Source organism: Streptomyces sp. NPDC021622, from assembly GCF_040640795.1.
Lineage (GTDB): Bacteria > Actinomycetota > Actinomycetes > Streptomycetales > Streptomycetaceae > Streptomyces.
In genome coordinates, this window is the sequence record NZ_JBFACK010000006.1 from 129,275 (window position 1) to 144,965 (window position 15,691).

General features: G+C 70.1%; 11 protein-coding genes. 7 read left to right on the forward strand and 4 right to left on the reverse strand.

Going from position 1 to position 15,691, the window contains the following annotated elements; genetic code table 11:
• Window positions 1-176: 176 nt before the first annotated feature.
• Window positions 177-2,114 carry a DNA helicase RecQ gene (gene recQ, locus AB0G47_RS13845; RefSeq protein WP_360768328.1) on the forward strand — a complete coding sequence of 646 codons (1,938 nt, stop codon included), beginning with the start codon at window positions 177-179 and terminating at the stop codon, window positions 2,112-2,114.
• A 158-nt stretch (window positions 2,115-2,272) separates the two neighbouring features.
• Here the strand turns inward: recQ and fahA are convergent, their stop codons facing one another.
• Window positions 2,273-3,559: a fumarylacetoacetase gene (gene fahA / locus AB0G47_RS13850; RefSeq protein WP_360768330.1), complete on the reverse strand. Its 1,287-nt coding sequence runs from the start codon at window positions 3,557-3,559 to the stop codon at window positions 2,273-2,275.
• Window positions 3,560-3,746: 187 nt separating this feature from the next.
• Here fahA and AB0G47_RS13855 point away from each other — a divergent pair, with 187 nt between their 5' ends.
• The 3 genes from AB0G47_RS13855 to AB0G47_RS13865 all read left to right on the forward strand — a co-directional run bounded on the left by AB0G47_RS13855 (window position 3,747) and on the right by AB0G47_RS13865 (window position 7,411).
• Window positions 3,747-5,009: an ATP-grasp domain-containing protein gene (locus AB0G47_RS13855; protein WP_360768332.1), complete on the forward strand. Its 1,263-nt coding sequence runs from the start codon at window positions 3,747-3,749 to the stop codon at window positions 5,007-5,009.
• Between the two features lie 120 nt (window positions 5,010-5,129).
• Entirely contained in the window at window positions 5,130-6,332 is a 1,203-nt protein-coding gene (locus tag AB0G47_RS13860) for an FAD-dependent oxidoreductase (RefSeq protein ID WP_360768334.1), read from the forward strand.
• Window positions 6,333-6,604: 272 nt separating this feature from the next.
• Window positions 6,605-7,411, forward strand: a complete 807-nt coding sequence (locus tag AB0G47_RS13865) for an HAD family hydrolase (protein WP_360768336.1) — start codon at window positions 6,605-6,607, stop codon at window positions 7,409-7,411.
• A gap of 128 nt (window positions 7,412-7,539) precedes the next feature.
• Here AB0G47_RS13865 and AB0G47_RS13870 read toward each other — a convergent pair whose 3' ends face one another.
• Together AB0G47_RS13870 and AB0G47_RS13875 are read right to left on the reverse strand one after the other, a co-directional pair.
• Window positions 7,540-9,552: a CocE/NonD family hydrolase gene (locus AB0G47_RS13870; RefSeq protein WP_360768339.1), complete on the reverse strand. Its 2,013-nt coding sequence runs from the start codon at window positions 9,550-9,552 to the stop codon at window positions 7,540-7,542.
• 10 nt (window positions 9,553-9,562) lie between these two features.
• Window positions 9,563-11,077, reverse strand: coding sequence for a peptide MFS transporter (locus tag AB0G47_RS13875; RefSeq protein ID WP_360768342.1), 1,515 nt, complete (start codon window positions 11,075-11,077; stop codon window positions 9,563-9,565).
• A gap of 279 nt (window positions 11,078-11,356) precedes the next feature.
• On the opposite strand from AB0G47_RS13875, the gene AB0G47_RS13880 reads away from it, so the two are divergent.
• On the forward strand, window positions 11,357-12,367 hold the full coding sequence (locus AB0G47_RS13880; RefSeq protein WP_360768345.1) for a polyprenyl synthetase family protein: 1,011 nt from the start codon (window positions 11,357-11,359) through the stop codon (window positions 12,365-12,367).
• A gap of 60 nt (window positions 12,368-12,427) precedes the next feature.
• Here the strand turns inward: AB0G47_RS13880 and AB0G47_RS13885 are convergent, their stop codons facing one another.
• Window positions 12,428-12,979 carry a hypothetical protein gene (locus AB0G47_RS13885; RefSeq protein WP_360768348.1) on the reverse strand — a complete coding sequence of 184 codons (552 nt, stop codon included), beginning with the start codon at window positions 12,977-12,979 and terminating at the stop codon, window positions 12,428-12,430.
• A gap of 170 nt (window positions 12,980-13,149) precedes the next feature.
• Between AB0G47_RS13885 and AB0G47_RS13890 the strand changes: the two genes are divergently transcribed.
• Window positions 13,150-14,115: a CHRD domain-containing protein gene (locus AB0G47_RS13890; protein WP_360768350.1), complete on the forward strand. Its 966-nt coding sequence runs from the start codon at window positions 13,150-13,152 to the stop codon at window positions 14,113-14,115.
• Between the two features lie 261 nt (window positions 14,116-14,376).
• A complete protein-coding gene (locus AB0G47_RS13895; protein ID WP_360768353.1) occupies window positions 14,377-15,621 on the forward strand; it encodes a DUF2092 domain-containing protein in 1,245 nt (414 codons plus the stop codon).
• Window positions 15,622-15,691 lie beyond the last annotated feature (70 nt).

The window sequence follows — 15,691 nt, forward strand, 5'->3', positions numbered from 1 at the left end:
GTCTCCGTCTTCGTTCGTCCGCCGCCCGACACCCTGTTCGACTGGGGTGCCGGGCGGTGGCGTCTGGAGGGCCGGGCCTGTGGATAACTTCCAGAGCTGTCGGTCCTGAGCCCTATCGTGGAGGCAGTGGTCGAAGCGCGACGTACGGGGGCAGGGCGATGGATGGGATCAGTGGCATGAGCGAGGTGACCGTACCGAGCGCGGTGGCGGACAGTGACGCGCTGCGGACGCTGCACCGTATCTTCGGGTACGACGCGTTCCGCGGCGAGCAGGAAGCGATCATCGAGCATGTGATCGCGGGCGGGGACTCCGTCGTGCTGATGCCCACCGGCGGCGGCAAGTCGCTCTGCTATCAGATCCCGGCCCTGGTCAGATCCGGCACGGGCGTGGTCGTCTCGCCCCTCATCGCGCTCATGCAGGACCAGGTGGACGCGTTGCGGGCGCTGGGCGTGCGGGCCGGGTTCATCAACTCCACGCAGGACTTCGACGAGCGGCGCGTGATGGAGGCCGAGTTCCTCGCGGGGGAGCTCGACGTGCTGTACCTGGCGCCGGAGCGGCTGCGCCTGGAGTCGACCCTCGACCTGCTCTCGCGCGCCAAGATCTCCGTCTTCGCGATCGACGAGGCGCACTGCGTCGCCCAGTGGGGCCACGACTTCCGCCCCGACTATCTGGCCCTCTCCCTCCTCGGCGAGCGCTGGCCGGACGTGCCGCGCATCGCCCTGACGGCGACGGCGACGCACGCCACGCACCGGGAGATCACCGAGCGGCTCGGCATGCCGGACGCCAAGCACTTCGTGGCGAGCTTCGACCGGCCCAACATCCAGTACCGCATCGTGCCGAAGGCCGAGCCCAAGAAGCAGCTCCTGTCCTTCCTGAAGGAGGAGCACGCGGGGGACGCGGGCATCGTCTACTGCCTGTCGCGCAACTCGGTCGAGAAGACAGCGGAGTTCCTGTGCAGGAACGGCATCGAGGCGGTGCCGTACCACGCGGGCCTGGACGGCGGGACGCGCGCCGCCCACCAGTCCCGTTTCCTCCGGGAGGAGGGCCTGGTCGTCTGCGCCACGATCGCCTTCGGCATGGGCATCGACAAGCCGGACGTCCGGTTCGTCGCCCACCTCGACCTGCCGAAGTCGGTCGAGGGCTACTACCAGGAAACGGGCCGCGCGGGACGTGACGGACTGCCCTCCACGGCCTGGATGGCGTACGGCCTGCAGGACGTCGTCCAGCAGCGGAAGCTGATCCAGGGTGGCGAGGGCGACGAGGCGTTCCGCCGCCGGGCCGCCTCGCACCTGGACTCGATGCTGGCGCTGTGCGAGACCGCGCAGTGCCGCAGGGCCCAGCTCCTCACGTACTTCGGCCAGGAGGCGGAGGGCCAGTCCTGCGGCAACTGCGACACATGCCTCACTCCTCCGGAGACCTGGGACGGCACGGTCGCGGCACAGAAGGTCCTGTCCACCGTCGTACGGCTCCAGCGCGAGCGCGGGCAGAAGTTCGGCGCGGGCCAGATCATCGACATCCTGCTCGGCAAGAAGACCGCCAAGGTCATCCAGTTCGACCACGACCAGCTCTCGGTCTTCGGCATCGGCGAGGAGCTCGCGGAGGCCGAATGGCGGGGCGTGGTGCGGCAGTTGCTGGCCCAGGGTCTTATCGCGGTCGAGGGGGAGTACGGCACGCTGGTCCTGACCGAGGAGAGCCGAACAGTCCTCGGCCGGCAGCGGGAGGTGCGGTTGCGCAAGGAGCCCAAGCGCGCGGCTGCCGCCCGGGCATCGAAGGGGGAGCGGAAGGCGAAGACGGCGGCCGCCGTGGCCGAGCTGCCTCAGGAGGCGGTGCCGGTGTTCGAGGCGCTGCGGGCATGGCGCGGGGCACAGGCCAAGGAGCTCGGCCTCCCGGCGTACGTGATCTTCCACGACGCCACGCTGCGGGAGATCGCCACGCTGCGGCCCTCGTCCCTGGCGGAGCTCGCCGGCATCAGCGGCCTCGGCGAGAAGAAGCTGGCGACGTACGGGGAGGGCGTGCTGGGGGTACTGGCGGAGCTGAACGGTACGGCCACTCCTCCGCCGGAGACCCCGGAGACCCCGGAGGAGGAGTGGCCGGAGCCACCGGACGACTTCTGAGTGGCCGAGCTGCCGGCGCCCGAAGGGGCGCGGGGAACTGCGCGCTCAGCCACGATGAAGCCGCAGCCGCCCAAGGACACTGAGTGGCACCCCCTGGGAGCGCTCAGCGGGAGCCGGGGGTGGACCCACCCCCGGCCCAAGGCCCCCGGCCAGCACTCTCAGCGAGCCGAGGCGACCCTGCCAGAAACCTCGCCGAGACCCACCCGGATCCCATCCGGCCCAGGTGCCCACGCCGTCAGAGTGACCTCATCCCCGTCCTCAAGGAACGTCCGCTTCCCGTCCGGCAGGACAAGCGCGTCGCGGCCGTTCCAGGTGATCTCGATGAGGGAGCCGTACTGCCCCTCCGAGGGGCCGGAGACGGTGCCCGAGCCGTAGAGGTCACCGGTGCGCAGGGACGCGCCGTTCACCGTCATGTGGGCCAGCTGCTGGGCGGCCGTCCAGTAGACGGTGGAGAAGGGCGGCTCGGAGATGACGTGGCCGTTCAGGGTCACGGTGATCCGCAGGTCGTAGCCGCCCGGCTCGTCCGCGGCGGACTCGGCCGAGTCGTCCAGATAGGGAAGGAGTTCGTGCGTCCGCGCGGGCGGGGTGACGCGCGCCGCGTCCAGCGCCTCCAGCGGGGTGATCCACGCCGAGACGGAGGTGCAGAAGGACTTGCCGAGGAACGGCCCGAGCGGGACGTACTCCCAGGCCTGGATGTCGCGCGCCGACCAGTCGTTGAGGAGCGTGAGGCCGAAGACATGCTCACGGAAGTCCGCGAGCGGCACCGGCGTGCCGAGCTCCGACGGCGTACCGACGACGAAGCCGACCTCCGCCTCGATGTCGAGCCGGACCGAGGGGCCGAAGACGGGTGCCGTGTCGGCGGGCGCCTTGCGCTGCCCCGTCGGACGTACCACTTCAGTCCCGGAGACCACAACGGTGCCTGACCGGCCGTGGTAACCGATCGGCAGGTGCTTCCAGTTGGGGGTCAGCGGCGTCGGCGAGTCCGGGCGGAAGATCTTGCCCAGATGCGTCGCGTGGTGCTCGGAGGCGTAGAAGTCCACATAGTCCGCGACCTCGAAGGGGAGGTGCAGCGTCACCTCGGACAGCGGGTGGAGGAGTGGACGGACCACCTCGCGGTGGGCCGGGATCGTCACCCATGCCGTGATCGCGCGCCGGACGTCGGACCAGGCGGTGCGGCCCGCTGCGAGCAGCGGGTTCAGCGTGGGCCGTGCGAGCAGCGAGACATAGGGCGAACCGAGCGCGGCGGCCGCTGCGCCCGCGTCGAGGACGTGATCGCCGAGTCGTACGCCGACCCTGCGCTCGGCGTCACCGGCGGGGGAGAACACGCCGTACGGAAGATTGTGCGGCCCGAAGGGGTCGCTCTCCGAGAGGGCGAAGGGGTCGCCGCCTTCGGAGCGCACGGAAGGGTCGCTCCCGGCCGGCTCGAGCGGGGTCTGCTCGGACATGCGTACCTGCCTCGCTTTCCATTGGGTGTGCCACACGTTACGTGGGAAGTCCCTGGTTCGGGCAGTGCCTAAAGAGTTCGCAATGTCCGAATAAGCCTTGCTGGAGTGGTCAATTCCGGCTTAGCGTCCTTTGGGGGACGCGGACGGGGTGGGTCCGGGTCAGACGGAAGGACACGTGGGGGGACCCGTGGCCAGGACGAACGACAGCGTGCCCGTGGCGGTGGACCGGGACGTGCCCGGCCTGATCGTAAAGTTCGGCAACTATCCGCTGCACCACGGCGGCGTCGGCGCCATCCGCAGCCTGGGGCGACTCGGCGTGCCCATGTATGCGATCACGGAGGACCGTTACACGCCCGCGGCGGTCTCGCGTCACCTCACCGGAGCCTTCCCCTGGCCGACCACAGGGGCCGAGGAACCGGAGCGGCTCGTCGACGGGCTGCTGCGCGTCGCCCGCCGGATCGGCAGACCCACGGTCCTGATCCCCACCGACGAGGAGGCGGCCGTCCTCATCGCCGAGCACCAGCAGCCGCTCGGTGACGCGGGGTTCCTGTTCCCGCGCGTGGAGCCGGAGCTGCCCCGCCGCCTCGCCAGCAAGCAGGGCCTGCACGGGCTGTGCGTGGAGCACGGCATCGCGTCGCCCGCGGCGGCCTTCCCCGAAAGCCTCGGGGACATCGAGGAGTTCGCCGCCGCGGCGGCCTTCCCGGTGGTCGCCAAGAACCGCGAGGCGTTCACCCGCCGCACCAGACCCGCGGTGAACGGGACGACGCGCATAGAGACCCCGGACGGCCTGCTCAGCCTGGCCCGTGACTGGGGCGCGCGCCCCGGTGTGATCCTCCAGGAGTATCTGCCCCGCGAGCAGGCCGAGGACTGGATCGTGCACGCGTACTTCGACGCGGACTCGACGCCGCTCGCGATGTTCACGGGCGTCAAGGTGCGCTCCTGGCCGCCGCACGCGGGGATGACGGCGAATGCGTACGTCGTCGACAATCCGGAACTCGCGGACCTCGCCGCACGTTTCATCAAGCAGATCGGCTTCACCGGAATCATCGACCTCGACCTGCGCTTCGACCGGCGCGACGGTCAGTACAAACTGCTCGACTTCAACCCGCGCATGGGCGCCCAGTTCCGGCTCTTCGAGAGCGAGTCCGGGATCGACGTCGTCCGTGCGATGCATCTGCACCTGACAGGCCGCTCCGTCCCGGAGGGGGAACAGCGCGCCGGTCATCGGTACGTTGTGGAGAACATCGACCTGCCCGCTCTCCTCGCCTACCGCCGCAGCGGATATACGACGCCGCACGCGCCCGCCCACGCGAGCGGCACGGAACTGGCGTGGCTCGCGGCGGACGACATGAAGCCGTTCTTCACGATGCTCGCGAGGTTCGTACGGCCGGGGGCGAAGCATCTGTACCAGCTCTGGCGCACGAACCGGCGGGGGAGCACGACGAGTTGAGCCGAGGCGCCGCGGCCGCCTCGGCGTGATCACAACTGAATCCACAACTGAATCCACAGCTGAATCCAGCACCACACGAAGTAGGCACACGCAACAAGTGACGTCCTGGGGAGGGACTTCGTGATCCAGCCAGTAGCAATCATCGGGGCGGGCCCGTTCGGCCTGTCCACCGCCGCCCATCTACGGGCCCGCGGCATCCCGGTGCGGATCTTCGGCGAGCCCATGGTCAGTTGGCGCGCCCATATGCCCGCGGGGATGCTCCTGAAGTCGACGCCCGCGGCGTCGAACATCGACGCGCCGCAGCGCGGCCACAAGCTCGTCGACTACTGCGACGCGGCGGGGATACCGCGCCTGGTCACCGACGAGGACATCATCCCCGTGGAGACCTTCGTCGCCTACGGGGAGTGGTTCAAGCAGAAGCTCGTGCCCGAACTCGAACAGGTGCGGGTGGTGTCGGTCGACCGCAGGGGCACGGCCGGCTTCGAGCTCAAGCTGGACTCCGGCGAGCAGTTCACGGCCCGCGTGGTCGTCGTCGCGACCGGGCTCTCCGGCCTCGCGCAGCTGCCGCCCGAGCTTGCGGCGGCCGTACCGGACGGACCGACCCCCACAGGGCCCGTCTCGCACAGCTCGCAGCACCACGACCTTTCGCGGTTCTCCGGGCGTGACCTGATCGTGGTCGGCGCGGGCCAGTCCGCCCTGGAGACGGCCGCGCTCGCCGCCGAAGCGGGCGCGAACGTACGGGTGGTGGCGCGCGGCAAGGGGTCGGTGGGATTCGGGGCGCCCCCGTGGGAGCAGCCGAGGCTGCGCCCCGAGTCGCCGTTCGGCCGCGCCTGGTCGCTCTACGCGATCAGCTACTACCCGCACCCCTACCGCTATCTGCCCCCGCAGGCCCGCCACTTCCTGGTCCGCCGCATCCTGGGACCCCTTGGCGCCTGGTGGCTGCGCGACCGCTTCGAGGGCAAGGTCGAGACGCGCGAGGTCCGCCGCGTCGCATCGGCGGACGTCCGCGACGGCAGCCCGGTGCTGCGGGTCGAGACCCTGGGCGGCCGCACCCGCGAGCTCTCCGCCGACCACGTCATAGCGGCGACGGGCTACCGGGTCGACATCGCCGCGATGGACTTCCTGGGCCACGCGCTCCGCGCCCGCCTCGCGGTGAGCCGGGGGACGCCGAAGCTCGGTGCGGGGTATGTCTCGTCGGTGCCCGGCCTGTACTTCACGGGGCTGCCGGCGGCGGCCTCGTACGGACCGGTGATGCGGTTCGTGTGCGGGACGGAGTTCGCCTCTCCGCGCCTTGCCCGGCATCTCGCGGCGGCGCACGGCTGAGGGGCGGGCGAGGGAGGACGAAGGGGCGGTGGGCGAGGGGGAACGGGAGGGCGGTGGCGAAGGCCAACTAGGGCCAAGACGAAGGGGAATCAGGTGGATTCGGCACCCGTCCGGGTACTCGTCGTCCCACCCCGGCGTGCGCCCCCGAGCCGTTCGGAACGACACGTCCCGGTGAATCCCCGGAGCGCCGGTTGTGCGACCGGCGCACTGCGCCCGTCACAGCTCTTGTGACGTTGCTTTCGGCATCGCCGCGGATCCGTATTCTCTGGATCATGGCCGCTCCCCTCGCATATTCACTTATCGCCACTGACCTGGACGGAACGCTGCTGCGCGGCGACGACACCATCTCCGACCGGTCGCGGGCCGCGCTGGCGGCGACGGTAGCCGCCGGGGCACGGCACCTGGTGGTGACCGGGCGGCCCGCGCCGCGCGTGAAGCCGCTCCTCGACGATCTGGGCAGCGGCGGTCTCGCCGTCTGCGGGCAGGGGGCGCAGTTGTACGACGCGGAGTCCGACCGGATGGTGTGGTCGGTGACCCTGGACCGGGAGCTCGCCGAGGCCGCGCTCGGCAAGATCGAGGCCGAGGTGGGGCAGGTCCACGCCGCCGTCGACCAGGACGGCGTGGACGGGCTCACCCTCATCGAGCCCGGGTATCTGATGCCGCACCCCACGCTGCCGGCCGTGCGGGTGCGATGGCGTGACGCGCTCTGGGCCGAGCCGATCAGCAAGGTGCTGCTGCGCCATCCCGAGCTGACCGACGACGAGTTGGCCGCCGTGGCGCGTGATGCCGTCGGGTCCCTCGCCACCGTCACCATGTCCGGTCCCGGCACGGTCGAGCTGCAGCCGCGCGGGGTGACCAAGGCGACCGGGCTCGCGCTCGCCGCCGAGCGGCTCGGGATGAGCTCCGCGGACACCATTGCCTTCGGCGACATGCCCAATGACGTACCGATGTTCGTGTGGGCGGCGCGTGGCGTGGCCATGGCCAACGCGCATCCCGACCTCAAGTCGGCTGCCGATGAGGTGACTTCGTCGAACGAGGACGACGGGGTGGCTGCGGTGCTTGAGCGGCTGTTCGGCTAGGCGCTAAGTGCTCCGCGGGAAGTGCGGTATTCGTCCGCGGGTCCGTCGTGGCTTGTCGCGCAGTTCCCCGCGCCCCTTACGGGGCGCAACTCACCCCGCAGTTCCCCGCGCCCCTTGCCGGGCGCAACTCACCCCGCCGTCCGCGGGATTCGCTTCTCCCACGTGCGGTGGAACACCACCTCTCCGCCGTCCTTGCACACCACCTCGTTCGACGTGATGAAGTCCGCCGCGTCGCAGGTGATCTCGGAGCGTGACTCCACCCGTACGTCCCAGGCCAGTTCGGGGCGGTGTAGGCGGATCGTCCAGTCGGAGCGGGTGCGGGCGGAGAGGGGGTCGGACTCGTTGATCGTGTACGTCTCCAGCGCGTCCTCGGTGAATTCAAGGCCGTCCGGGTAGACCCGCGTACCGCCGTAGCGCGGGTCCACCTCCAGGCGCCATTCGCCCTTCGCCACATCGCGTACGACCAGGCGCTCGGGGCGCTGCTCGTCGAGCGTCGCCGGGTACACGACCTCCAGCGGCTCGGACTGCTCGGGCGCGGCGAAGGTGATCCCCGGATCCAACTCGCCCTCCCTGACCGGCAGTTCCAGGGAGCTGCCCGCCGGGTCGAGGACGAAGCCCGCCGAGTCGGCCTGCGGCCAGATCCACGGCCAGTACGCCGACGACACCGCGAGCCGGATCCGGTGCCCGGGCGGGAACGCGTACCCGATGGCGTTCAGGTCGAACGTCACGTCCTCGGTGTCGCCGAGCGGCCAGGCGTCCGCCCGGTCGCGTCCATGGCGGGCGGACAGGTTGAGGACGCCGCGCGTGACCAGGGTCGACGAGCCGTCCGGGGCCACGTCGCACACCCGGGCGATCGCCTGCCCGAAGGGCACGTCCATGCGGAGCCGCAGCGTCACCCGGGGCCGGCCGAGGATGCGTACCGCCGATGGCACCTCGAACTCGAAGCACGCCGACTTGGCGTCCTCGTCCCGCTGGTCCGGGGGCAGATCGGCGTCGTTGCCGAAGGGGAAGAAGCGGCCCGCGTCCAGGCCGGTGTGCTGCGGGGAGTTCACGATCAGGGGGTTGCCCTGGAGGGCGTACGACACGGGGGTGACGTTCGGGGACGGCCAGGAGGGGTCGCCGACCCAGCCGCCCGGCAGCTCGTCGTACACCGTCGCGGGCCGGTGCGAATCGCTGATCCAGGAGCGGAGCTTCGGCTCCGCCATGACGTCGCCCGCGCCGGAGGCGCTATCGGATGCAGTGACGCCCTTCAGATGGTGGTCCCACCATCGCAGCGTCTCCTGGAGGAAGCCGATCGCCGGGCCCGGCGGCAGACCCCGGTCCGGGTACTGGTGCGACCACGGGCCGATCAACCCCCGTACGTCGCCCGGCAGATGTTCGACCAGGCGCAGCACCGTGTCCCGGTAGGGATCGTGGAAGCCGCCCACCGCGAGCACCGCCGCGCTGATCGCCGAGTAGTCCTCGCAGACGCTGCCGTGCCGCCAGTAGTCGTCGCGGGTCTGGTGGTCGAGCCAGGTGTGGATGAAGGGATCCACGGCTTCGAGGCGGGCCAGCCACATCTCGCGCCAGTCGGAGCCGGCGAACAGCGGGTCCGGCGGGCGCGACACGAACGCCAGCATCGTCGCCGCCCATGCGTGCATGTCCACCGCGAGGACGGAACCACCCATGTAGTGCACGTCGTTGTCATAACGGTCGTCCGTCGAGCAGACCGTGACGACCGCCTTGAGCGGCTCGGGCGCGAGAGCCGCGATCTGGAGGGAGTTGAAGCCGCCCCAGGAGATGCCGAACATGCCGACCTTGCCCGTGCACCAGGGCTGCGCGGCGAGCCAGTTGACGACCGCGACCCCGTCGGCCAGCTCGACCGCCGAGTACTCGTCGCCCGGCATGCCCTCCGAGTTGCCGTGGCCCCGCACGTCCACGCGCACGGAGGCGTAGCCGTGGCCCGCGTACCAGGGGTGGCGCTGCCAGTCGCGCGGCGCCGTCCAGTCGCTCAGCCGGTAGGGGAGGTATTCGAGGAGCGCGGGGACGGGTTCGTCCGTCACCGGGCGCCAGATGCGCGCGTACAGCTTGGTTCCGTCCGGGAGGGGTACCTGGACGTCCTCGCGGGTGGTCTCGTACGGGAAGGAGGAGCGAATCTGCATGGCGGGAACCTCAGTGGACGGGGTGCATGGTGCGGCGCAGCCACGGTGCGAGCAGGATGACGGCGACACCGGCGGCCACCGCGATGGCGCCGTTCACGCCGAAGTACGCCGGGTTGGAGACCTCTCCGTAGAGCTTCACGGCCTGCGCCTGGATGCCGTTGGCGAGGGCGAGCGAGAGGAACCAGAGGGACATCGTCTGGCTGGCGAAGGCCTTCGGGGCGAGCTTCGTCGTGGCCGACATGCCGGAGGTCTCGACGAGGATGTCGCCGAGCCCGAGCAGCAGATACGAGCCGACGATCCACCAGACGGCCATCTGGTACGTGTCGTCGGAGTGCCCCGAGGTCGGCAGGACCATCAGGAGGAACGAGAGGCCGCCCAGGATCACGCCGAACGCGATTTTGTTGGACGCGTGCGGCTGGCCGTGGCCCATCTGCGCCCAGACCGCGGCGACGACCGGGGCGAGCGCGACCTCGAAGGCGCCGAGCGCGGAGGCGTACCAACTGGCGGGGAAGGTGAAGCCGAGGATCGAGGTCTCGGCGTTCGTCGACGCGAGCAGGATCATCGTCGAGTACGCCTGGAACAGGATGAAGTTGAAGACGACCGACGCCAGGAAGAGCACGATGTACGGCTTGAGACGGCCGCGTTCCTCGGCCGTCACGCGCGGGCTGCGGAACATGACCGCGAAGTAGACGGCCGGCGCGATCACCGAGATCAGGGTGAGCAGGTCGACGAACCGGTCCATGGTCAGCCAGCCGACAGCGGCGAGCAGACCGCCCACGGCGGCCACCGCGACGAGGCCCACGACGATCAGGAACGCCGCCCGGCGCATCGCATCCCGGGGCAGCGCGAATTCGGCGGACGCCTTGCGCCCCGCGAGATGGCGCCGCCCCCACACGTACTGGACGAGGCCGAACGTCATGCCGATCGCGGCCGCCGAGAAGCCCCAGTGCCAGCCCCTGTGGTCGCCGAGCCAGCCGGTGATCAGCGGTCCCGCGAAGGCGCCCACGTTGATCGCCATGTAGTAGAGCGCGAAGCCGGCGTCGCGCCGGTCGTCGTCGGTGCGGTAGAGCTTGCCGACCATGGAGGCGACGTTCGGCTTGAGCAGTCCGGTGCCCGCGCTGATCAGACCGAGCCCGGCCCAGGTCATCGTCGCCGTCGGCACCGCCATCGAGTAGTGCCCGCAGGCGATGAGGATGCCGCCCCACAGGACCGCGCGGTACGAGCCGAGGATGCGGTCGGCGAGCCAGCCGCCCGCCACCGAGACGAGATAGACGAGCGTTCCGTACGCAGCCGACACGGACGCGGCAGTTCCGGAATCCATGCCCATGCCGTCGTCGGCGACGGAGCCCGCGAAGTAGAGGACGAGGATGGCCTGCATGCCGAGGAACGAGAAGCGCTCCCAGACTTCGAGTCCGGAGAGGGTGAGCAGCCCGCGCGGCTGACCGAAGAAGGCGTGGTCGTCGCCCGGCGGCGGCTCCGTGGAAGGATCCGGGGGCGGTTCGGCTTCGGCCTGCGTACGGGACAAGGAGCTGCTCCCGGTGATTCGGTCGATTACGGGGCGTTGCGGTCTTCTGGTTCGTATCAGCTGATCAAGAACATACCGGCGGTGATCGCGCCCCGCCTGGGCGGCATTGCACAGGCGGGTGCCCACTGTGATCGAAAGGCGACCGGATACGCTGACTTGAGTGATGGCAGCGACACATCGACAAACCGTGTCATCGACCCCGTCATCACGCGAAGATCGACCGAGTGATGATCGACCGAGTGACCGACTTGTGATCGTCAGCAGACAGGAGAACCCCTCGTGACCGTCGTCGGGCCCTTCGGCCTCAGCGTGCGGGACCAGGCTCTCGAAGCCGATGTCCAGGCCGGATTGGCGGCCGTCGAGGAAGGTCTGCTCGACGCCACCAAAAGCGGGGTCCCCTTCATCACGGAGGCGGCACAGCATCTGGTGCGCGCGGGCGGCAAGCGGTTCAGGCCGCTGCTCGTGATGCTCGCCTCGCAGTTCGGCGATCCCTACGCGCCGGGCGTCGTGCCCTCCGCCGTGGTCGTGGAGTTGACGCACCTCGCGACGCTCTACCACGACGACGTGATGGACGAGGCCGATGTGCGCCGCGGCGTCGAGAGCGCCAACCAGCGCTGGGGCAACTCGGTGGCCGTCCTGACCGGCGACTTCCTGTTCGCCCGCGCCTCGTACATCCTGGCCGACCTCGGTCCGGACGCCGTCCGCATCCAGGCCGAGGCCTTCGAACGCCTGGTCACCGGCCAGATCCTGGAGACCGCGGGGCCGACCGAGGGCCGCGACCCGGTCGACCACTATCTGGACGTGCTCGGCGGCAAGACCGGCTCGCTGGTCGCCGTGGCGTGTCGTTTCGGCGCCATGATGTCGGGCGCCGACGAGACCGTCGTGGACGTCCTGACCCAGTACGGCGAGCGGCTGGGCGTCGCGTTCCAGTTGGCCGACGACGTCCTTGACATCGCGTCCGACTCGCACGAGTCCGGCAAGACCCCGGGCACGGACCTCCGTGAAGGCATCCCCACGCTTCCGGTGCTCCGGCTGCGCGAGCGGGTGGAGAAGCTCGGTCTGCCCGAGGACATCGCCCTGTGCGAGCTGCTGGACTCCGACCTGACGGATGACACCCGGCACGCCGAGGCGCTTGCGCGGCTGCGGGTGCACCCGGCCCTTGAGCAGGCGCGCAAGGACACCGTGCGGTTCGCCGAGGAGGCACGGGCCACGCTCGCGCCGCTGCGGGACTGCGACGCCAAGACGTCGCTTGTGGAGCTCTGTGATCTCGTGGTGCACCGGGCGGGCTGAGGTTGTGCGGGGCGCCGGGCGGGCTGAGGTCCGGAGCCGGCCCAGGGGTGGCGTTCGGCGTCAGTAGCCGTAGCCGCCCCCGGAGTCCTCGTCCTCAGGCTGGTCCGTGGTGGTCTGCGCCTTCGCGCCGGTCGGTGTGACGGCGTACCAAGTGCCGTCCACGCCCTGGCCCTGCGCCTCGCGCGGCTCGTCGTCCTTGACGTACGTATAGAGCGGCCAGCCGTCGAGGGTGAGCTGCTTGGTGCCGTCGTCGCGGGTGACCGTGCCGACGAGGTCCTTGTCGACGCCCTCGACGGTCACCGTGCCGGGGGCGGGTGTGGCCGGCCAGACCTTTTCGCAGTTGTCGTTGCAGTTGGACTTCGACGGTTTCGCGGTGTCCTCGTCGAAGCGGTACAGGACGTGCCCCTTGCTGTTGGTGACGACCGTGCCGACCTCGTCGACCTCGGTGGCGGTGAGCGTCGCGGAGCTCTTGGTGTCGCCCCCGCCGCCCCCGCCGTCCTTGTCGCCGCTGTCGCTGTCGCCGCAGCCGGACGCGGTGAGCGCGAGGACGGCGGCTGCCGCGGCGGCGTAACCGCTGACGCGCCGGGTTCTGCTGTACCGGGTCGTGAACATGACGACCCCCTTTGTGGTCCGGGTACCCTCCCACTCGATCCTATTCCTGTGTGATGCAGGTCACATTATTTGGGTGCGGCTGGATTGAGTCCAGACTGAGATTCACTTCGTATCCATGCCCAGAAGCTGACGCAGGGGGCGTCAGCTCGCATACGGGGAGATTTCAGCTCATGGGCACTTTCAGCACTTCGGGCCTGCTCAGCGCTCTCGCGCACCGCCGCCGGGCCCTGCTCGCCTCCGGCATCGCCGTCGCCGCATCCGCGGGGGTGGCGTTGGCGACGGTTCCCGCCGCTGCCGCCGACACTGGCACCACCAGCGGTTCGATCTTCGTGGCGAGCCTGAACGGCGCGAACGAGGTGCCGGTGCAGGGCGGGCCCGCGGTCGGTGACAAGGACGGCTCGGCGCTCGAGTTCATCCAGGTCAAGGGGGACCAGGTGTCCGTCACGGTCAAGTGGCGCGGCACGGACAGGCCCACCGCGCTCCACATCCACCAGGGCGAGAGGGGCGCCAACGGCGGGGTCAAGGTCGACTTCACGAAACTGCTCGGCCAGAGCAAGGGCCACCGCGTCACCGGCACGGTCCAGGTCAAGGACGCCGCCCTGCTGGAGGAGTTGAAGAGGAACCCGGGCGGCTTCTACGCCAATCTGCACACCGCCGAGTTCCCGGGCGGCGCGGTCCGCGGGCAGCTTCACACGGTGACCACCGACTTCGACTTCCGGTTCGCCTCGTCCAACTTCCAGGCCCCGGTGATCGAGGGGCAGCAGATCTACGAGTGCAAGAAGGCCGACGACGGCTCCGGCAAGTTCGCCTTCGCCCAGCGCGACGTCAGCGCGCGGCTCCAGGGGAACATCGCGCACAGCTTCACCGCGCCCAACTCGGGCACTCCCCAGTGGGTGGCCCCCGACCGCAGCGCGGTCACCGGCAAGGTGATCTCCAGGACGCCGAACGGCGCGACGAACATCGCCGAACTCGACCTGGCGGCAACCCAGTCGGGCAAGCCGCACGGACGCCTCTCGCACGTGACGGAGATCCTGCGCCTGAACACGGTGGGCGGCGTCGCCCCGGCGGGCAGCTGTGACGAGGGCGCCATCGCGAAGGTGCCGTACAAGGCGGACTACGTGTTCGTGCAGCGCTGATCCACACCGGCACCGGGCCCGGCCCAAGTGGCGTCTCCCCTACGGGATGGGGGAGGCGCCACCGCCTTCTGTCATCCCACAGCAGTACGTGGAGTTGCTCCCGGGGTCTGACGCTTCTGGCTGGCCGATTTGGTCGTATGGAGACAAGCAAGGTCCAGCAAGAACAACCACTCCTGACCTATTCGGGTGAGAATGGCGGCGCGGGGTGGACGCAGGCACGTACAGGGAAGGCCGCCGCCGACCACGGAGGTAGGGCACACAATGGCACCGTACGAACCGGAGCAGAACACCAATGAGGCCGAGGCGCCGCGCGCGGGCCGCCGCAAGGCGGCGCGTTACGCGGTCCCGGTCGCGGTGGCGGGGGTGGCGGCGGCGACCATCGGGCTCGTCCCGGCGCTCGCCACGTCGGGCGACCCCGAGCTGCCCGACGTCACCGCTCAGGAACTCATCGAGAAGATCGCCGCGTCGGACACGGAACAGCTCTCCGGCACGGTGAAGATCAGTACCGACCTCGGACTCCCGTCCCTGGGCGGCGGCATGACAGGCGGCTTCGCCCCGGGCGGCGGCGGAGGCGAGGACGGCGAGGGCTCGTCCGCCGACCCGCAGGCCAAGCTGATGGAGCTGGCGTCCGGCACGCACACGCTGCGCGTCGCCGCCGACGGCCCCGACAAGCAGAAGCTGTCCGTCCTGGACGACGCGGCCGAGTACAGCCTGATCCACAACGGCGACGACGTATGGGCCTACGACAGCAAGTCGAACGAGGCGTACCACTCCAAGTCGGCGGACAAGGCCGGGGACTCCGGGAAGCCCGGGAAGACGGACCTTCCCAAGGACGTTCCTTCCACCCCCAAGGAGCTGGCCGAAGAGGCCCTGAAGGCGGTCGACGACACGACGTCGGTGAAGGTCGACGGCACCGCGCAGGTCGCGGGCCGCGACGCCTACCGCCTGGTCATCAAGCCCAAGCAGACCGGCTCGACGGTCGGTCAGATCACCGTCGCGGTGGACTCCAAGACCGGTACGCCGCTGAAGTTCACGCTGTCTCCGGCGGGCGGCGGCAGCGCGGTCGTCGACGCGGGCTTCACGAAGGTCGACTTCGCCAGGCCTTCGGCATCGACCTTCGACTTCACGCCGCCCAAGGGCGCGAAGGTCACCGAGGCCGACGACGCCGAGGCCGAGCAGCGGAAGCACGGCTTCAAGGGCGACGCCGAGGAGTTCAAGGGCGAGGAGGACCTGAACGGTCTGAACGTCATCGGCAAGGGCTGGAGCTCCATCGCCGAGCTGGAACTGCCGGGCGGCCAGGGCCTCCCGACGGCCGAATCCGGCGACGTACCTGCGGACGCGCAGCGCCTGCTTGACTCGCTCGGCGACAAGGTGTCCGGCAAGTTCGGCGAGGGCACGGTCTTCAAGACCCGCCTGATCAACGCCCTCATCACCGACGACGGCAAGGTCTACGCGGGCGCGGTGACAAAGGACGCACTGGTGAAGGCGGCAAACGCCGCCAACTGACGGGCCCCGTAAGGGGCGCGGGGCTGTGACATTTGCGGCTGCGCCGCGGGGCGCGACAAGCCCCAACGCA